Annotated in this window: 6 protein-coding genes; 3 read left to right on the plus strand and 3 right to left on the minus strand. The window is 62.0% G+C overall.

Annotated elements, in window-relative coordinates; translation table 11 throughout:
* The 3 genes from tnpC to tnpA form a co-directional block, all read right to left on the minus strand.
* The coding region (gene tnpC / locus CWO89_RS40290) for an IS66 family transposase (protein ID WP_130583824.1) at window positions 1-1279 on the minus strand (1279 nt) is incomplete at its 3' end.
* 72 nt (window positions 1280-1351) lie between these two features.
* Entirely contained in the window at window positions 1352-1708 is a 357-nt protein-coding gene (gene tnpB / locus CWO89_RS40295) for an IS66 family insertion sequence element accessory protein TnpB (RefSeq protein ID WP_456644980.1), read from the minus strand.
* A complete protein-coding gene (tnpA, locus tag CWO89_RS40300) occupies window positions 1705-2577 on the minus strand; it encodes an IS66 family insertion sequence element accessory protein TnpA (protein ID WP_130231739.1) in 873 nt (290 codons plus the stop codon). Before tnpA ends, tnpB begins: the two co-directional genes overlap by 4 nt.
* A gap of 13 nt (window positions 2578-2590) precedes the next feature.
* Here tnpA and traG point away from each other — a divergent pair, with 13 nt between their 5' ends.
* The 3 genes from traG to CWO89_RS40315 all read left to right on the plus strand — a co-directional run.
* Window positions 2591-4228 (plus strand): IncP-type conjugal transfer protein TraG, encoded by a 1638-nt coding sequence (traG, locus tag CWO89_RS40305; protein WP_283813576.1) that lies wholly within the window; start codon window positions 2591-2593, stop codon window positions 4226-4228.
* Between the two features lie 11 nt (window positions 4229-4239).
* The gene (locus CWO89_RS40310; protein WP_130229213.1) at window positions 4240-4791 is read left to right on the plus strand and encodes a CopG family transcriptional regulator; all 552 of its coding nucleotides are present in this window, start codon (window positions 4240-4242) and stop codon (window positions 4789-4791) included.
* Window positions 4784-5285, plus strand: a 502-nt coding sequence (locus CWO89_RS40315) for an ATPase, T2SS/T4P/T4SS family (protein WP_245476795.1), incomplete at its 3' end; no start/stop codon positions are given. The genes CWO89_RS40310 and CWO89_RS40315, both read left to right, overlap by 8 nt.

The following is a 5285-nucleotide window of genomic DNA, read 5'->3' on the forward strand; positions in this document are numbered from 1 at the left end:
GTTCAATGCGACCGTCCTGCAGGAAGCGCGTCAATCCCTCCCAACGCGAGAGGGCATACCGGATCGCCTCAGCAAGTGTGCTTGTTGCGGGCAGGCGTGGAAGGTGCGCTTCGAGCCAGGAATGAAGTGCCTCTACGATCGGTTTCGAGAAGGAGCGCCGCTCAGCGAGTCGATAGGCAGGAGATTTTCCGCGGACCCGCGCATCAATTGCATAGAGTTCTCCGATCCGACGCAAGGCCTCCGCCGCAACAGGCGATCCGGTAGCTTCGACGATCTCGTAAAACTTGCGTCTCGTGTGCGCCCAGCACGCAGCAAGTACGACGTCACCATTGCTGGTCAAATGTTCGAAGCCAGCATAGCCGTCAACGTGCAGGACCCCTTTGAACTGCGTAAGATGGGATACAGGACGCTGCGCCCTGCGATCCGGCTCGAACAGATACACTGCCGCCGGCGGCTCTGGTCCGCTCCAGGGTCTTTGCTCCCGGACGTACACCCACAGTCGTCCGGTTTTTGTTCGCCCGCGGCCAGGATCGAGCACCGGAACCGGTGTGTCGTCGGCGAACAGATGACCGGAGGCAAACACGTTTTTGCACAGTCGCTCGTGCAGAGCTTCCAGCCACCAGCACGCGCCGCCAACCCATCCGGCCAGCGTCGAACGACAGAGATCAACACCGTGTCGAGCGAAGATCTGCGACTGTCTGTAGAGCGGGGTGTGATCGCAGTACTTGCTGACCAGCACGTGGGCGAGCAGGGCTGTTGTTGCCAATCCGCCAGCGATCGGTCTCTCCGGCGCCGCAGCTTGCACGACCTTGTTGCAGGTACGGCAGGCATATTTCGGGCGTGTGATCCGCACTACGCGAAGCTGAGCCGGCACCCAGTCCAGCATCTCGCTGACACTCTCGCCAATCGCATGCAGAGGGCCGCCGCAGCACCCGCAGCTTTCACAATCGACATGGAGCACCACGTCTTCGCGCGGCAGATGCTCGGGCAGTGGTTTGCGCTTCGGACGCGGATTCGGAGGTCGCGGGACGGCAGTCGCCGAACCCTGATCGGCCTCGACGGCGGCAACATCGACGCCAAGATCTTCAAGCCCAAGGGCGAGTTGACCAGCATCGAGGCGCTCGGAACGACGCCCATATTGTGCTCGTTGAAGCTGTTTGATGATCGACTGGAGACGCTCGATCTCGCTGTCTCGATGCTGGACAGTCTCTGCAATATCCCGCACCAAACGATGAAGAAGCGTTGTGTCCGATGGCAAGTTATTGAGATCGAGCTGCATGTCCGAATCTACTCGAACATGCCGATTCGAGGAAGCAACTTCGCTATATTCTATGCGGGTTTCTGTGATTTCTTAGCCTGCGATTGCAGGTCGCCATCGACGCTCCGGCGTGCGCCAATCGATGCCTTCGATCAACATCGCAAGCTGCGCTGGAGACAACGTCACGGTGCCGCCAGGATCGGTCATTCTCGGCCAGATGAAGCCACCTTGATCGATGCGCTTGGTGAACAGGCAGAGCCCATTGCCATCCCAAAACAGGATCTTCAGTCTGCTCGCATTCCGGCCACGGAAGGCGAACAGGTGGCCAGAGAACGGGTCCTTCTTGAGGTGTTCCTGGATCAGGGTAGCGAGCCCATCAAGGCCCTTGCGCATGTCGGTATAGCCCAAAGCCAGGTGCACTTTCACGCCGGCCGGCACGATCATCATCATGCCGTCTCCTGTTCGGCAACATGTCGCCGCACCGCATCCGGATCGCAGCCGATCGGTGCGAACACGCGGCGCCCATCGTCCAATTCGATAACCTTCATGCCGTCGGGCGGCTGCAACAGATCGTTCAGGACGAGCGTTGCGGATTGCGCTCCTGCGACCGTCACAGCCGCCAAGTTCGCCCGCCCTCGCTTGCTGAACCCGAACTGTACCCGCCACCGGAACAACATGCTGGTGACGATGTCGTGGCGCCGGCAAACCTCTGCGGCGGTGGCGCCGGGGAGCTCGGACTCGGTCACGATCGCGACCTTTTCCTCGTCACTGAAGCGACGTCGGATGGCGCGTCCGTCGTTCGGCGGATCGACAGTTGGTGCATCTGTCAAGCGGCTCCCGACGCGAGACCCCTTAGCAGCGCTGCTAGCACCAATGCTTATTAGTGGGCGGGCGCTCGGATGAAGTTGCGCACGCCAGTCGATTTCGACCTCGTTGGCGTCGATCAAATCGCGCCATCGCCTCAGGCTGTGCTGCGATATGCCATGTGCCTTGGCATACGCTTGCATGCTCAGACCGCACCATCTCATTGCTTCAACGTGCATCGCCCAGAACGCTTGCACGGCTCTGCAGCGGAGGTCCTTCGATACTGGAGCCCGCGTCTTCCGGAGTCGCTCCCGACGTTCTTCCCGATGCAATTCCGTTCGTATTTTCAGAGCTTCGGCGTCAATCAGATGCCGCAGCCACCGATCAAATGTACCGCCACTGAGACGATGCTGACGACAATATTTGCGCTTGCTGAGACCGCTTCGTCGCCAGGCTTCAACGTGTACCGACCAAAAAGAGCGACGCGCTTCGTTCTTGAAATATTCCGTACCCACCGGAGATCCTCCCTTGCAGCAAGGAACCCGATATGGAACGCCAACGCACTCTCGGGAACACGTCATGTGCTTTGCACCGACCCGGTCGGGCAAGGGAGTGGGGCTGGTGTTGCCCACATTGCTGTCGTGGACCTCGTCTGCGGTGGTGCACGACATCAAGGGCGAGAACTGGGAACTGACCTCCGGTTGGCGTTCGACGTTTTCGCACTGCCTCTTGTTCAATCCGACCGATTCCAGAAGCGCCCGCTACAATCCGCTGCTTGAGGTGCGCAAAGGAGCGGCCGAAGTCCGCGACGTCCAGAATATCGCCGACATCCTGGTCGACCCCGAAGGGGCGCTTGAACGCCGAACCCATTGGGAAAAGACCAGTCATTCGCTGCTGGTCGGCGTCATTCTTCACGTCCTTTACGCGGAAGAGAAGAAGACGCTCACCCGCGTCACCGAGATCCTGGCCGATCCTGCGCAGTCCTTTGAGAAGACGCTCAGGATCATGCTGGCGACCAATCATCTCGGCACTGAGGCCGAGCCTAAGGTGCACCCCGTGGTCGCCGCGACCGCACGAGAGCTGCTCAACAAGTCCGAAAACGAGCGCTCAGGCGTTCTCTCGACCGCTGTGAGCTTTCTCGGGCTCTACCGTGATCCCGTCGTCAGCCGAAACACCGAATACTGTGATTGGCGCATCGCCGACCTCGTGAGTGCCGACAAGCCGGTCACGCTCTATCTCGTTGTTCCGCCGTCGGACATCAGCCGTACCAAGCCGCTGATCAGACTGATCCTCAACCAGATCGGTCGGCGGCTAACCGAGACGCTGCACACCAAGGCAGGTGACCGCACGCACCGCCAGCTCCTGATGATGCTGGACGAATTTCCCGCACTTGGCCGGCTCGACTTCTTCGAAAGCGCGCTCGCGTTCATGGCCGGTTATGGCATCCGCGCCTATCTGATCGCGCAGTCGCTCAACCAGATCGCAAAGGCGTACGGCGAGAACAACGCGATCCTGGACAATTGTCACGTCCGCATCGCATTCGCCGCCAACGACGAGCGCACCGCCAAGCGGATTTCAGACGCCCTCGGCACCGCAACGGAACTACGCGCACAGCGCAACTATGCCGGTCATCGGCTGGCGCCCTGGCTTGGCCATGTCATGGTCAGTCGTCAGGAGACCGCGCGTCCTTTGCTGACGCCAGGCGAAGTGATGCAGTTGCCGCCCGACCAGGCCATCGTGCTGGTGTCCGGCCTTGCACCAGTCCGGGCGATCAAGCTGCGGCACTATGAGGACGCAAACTTCGTCAACCGTCTGCGCAAGCCACCATTCTTGGCGGACGACGAGTATGCCGACCGGCCGCCGGTCCGCACTGACGATTGGCGCGGCGAAGTGCGCACCACCGACCTTCGCCTCGCAACCCTGCCATATCGCGAGCTCATGCAGACGGGCGGCGAGGAAGGCGGCCTCAAGCAGCAATTGCTGTTGTTCGACGAGACTGCACCGGCAGTGAGCGAACCTCGCGCCTTCGAGAAGCGATTGCTCGACGACGAGTCCGACGTCGCCGCCGACCGCAGCCAGATGCAGCAGGCTGCAAGCGCGTCAAGCACCGTACGCCGCGCCCATGCCGTCACCCGCGACGACGACGATCTTCTCCCTTCGTTCTGAAGAGTATCCCGATGAAACCGAAACTGTCGGCCTATGTCAGCGATAGCGTGGCGCAACGGCTCGAACTCGCAGCCAAGCGTCCCGGAGCCAACAAGTCAGCCATTGTCGAGGCTGCGCTGGATCGCTTTCTCAACCCCGAGCGTGACACCAGCGGCGATGCGGCGCTGATCCGAAGGCTAGACCGGATGAGCCGGCAACTGGAAGGCGCCGACCGTGACGTGAGCGTCCTGGCGGAGACCATCGCGCTCTTCATCCGCTACTACCTGACCATAACGCCGCCGCTGCCTTCCCAAGATCAGGATGCAGCGCGAGCGCTCGGCCGCGAGCGGTTCGAGATGTTTGTCGCCCAGGTCGGCAAACGCGTCGCCTCCGGCGGCCGGCTTGTCGCCGACGTCATGGACCGCGTCAGCGCCTCGAAGCCGGATCTCTTCATGCGGAACCTCGAGGAGGGCGCCCCTCTGGGCGCAGCCCAACCCGGCGACACAGGATCCCGCGCGCAGAACGCGGCGGGGGAGCCGCCGGAGCATTCTCCGGCAGGGCGAGAGGAGGTCGGCAATGTCTGATCTCCTCTCGCCAGAGACCCGCGAACGGCGTCGCGGCATGCTGCGGACCGCCATGGGACCGGCGATCGCGCTCGCCTTGGAGGAAGCCGATGTCGTCGAGGTCATGGTCAATCCCGATGGGAAGCTTTGGCTTGACCGGCATGGCACGGGCCGCGCGGACACCGGCGTCGTTCTGACGCCGCAGGAGTCCGAGCGGATCATCCGGCTGGTTGCGAGCCACGTGCGGGCGGAAGCCAGCGGTTCCTCGCCAATCATCTCGGCGGAACTCCCCGAAACGGGGGAACGCTTTGAAGGCGTCTTGCCGCCGGTCTCGCTCGCGCCTTGCTTTGCCATTCGCAAGCCCGCAACGACCACGTTCCGTCTGTCCGACTACGTCAAGGCGCAGATTGCCTCACCGCTAATGGCAAAGGTGCTGACGGCCGCGGTCAGTGAGGCGCGCAGCATCCTGATTGCCGGCGGCACCGGGTCGGGCAAGACGACGCTTGCCAATGCGC

It is taken from the genome of Bradyrhizobium sp. Leo170 (assembly GCF_004296405.1).
Classification (GTDB): domain Bacteria; phylum Pseudomonadota; class Alphaproteobacteria; order Rhizobiales; family Xanthobacteraceae; genus Bradyrhizobium.

Excerpts from the sequence above, each read along its gene's own strand:
- CWO89_RS40310 (WP_130229213.1), top strand. The coding sequence starts at position 4,240 with ATGAAACCGAAACTGTCGGCCTATGTCAGCGATAGCGTGGCGCAACGG.
- tnpB (WP_456644980.1), bottom strand. The coding sequence starts at position 1,708 with ATGATGATGATCGTGCCGGCCGGCGTGAAAGTGCACCTGGCTTTGGGC.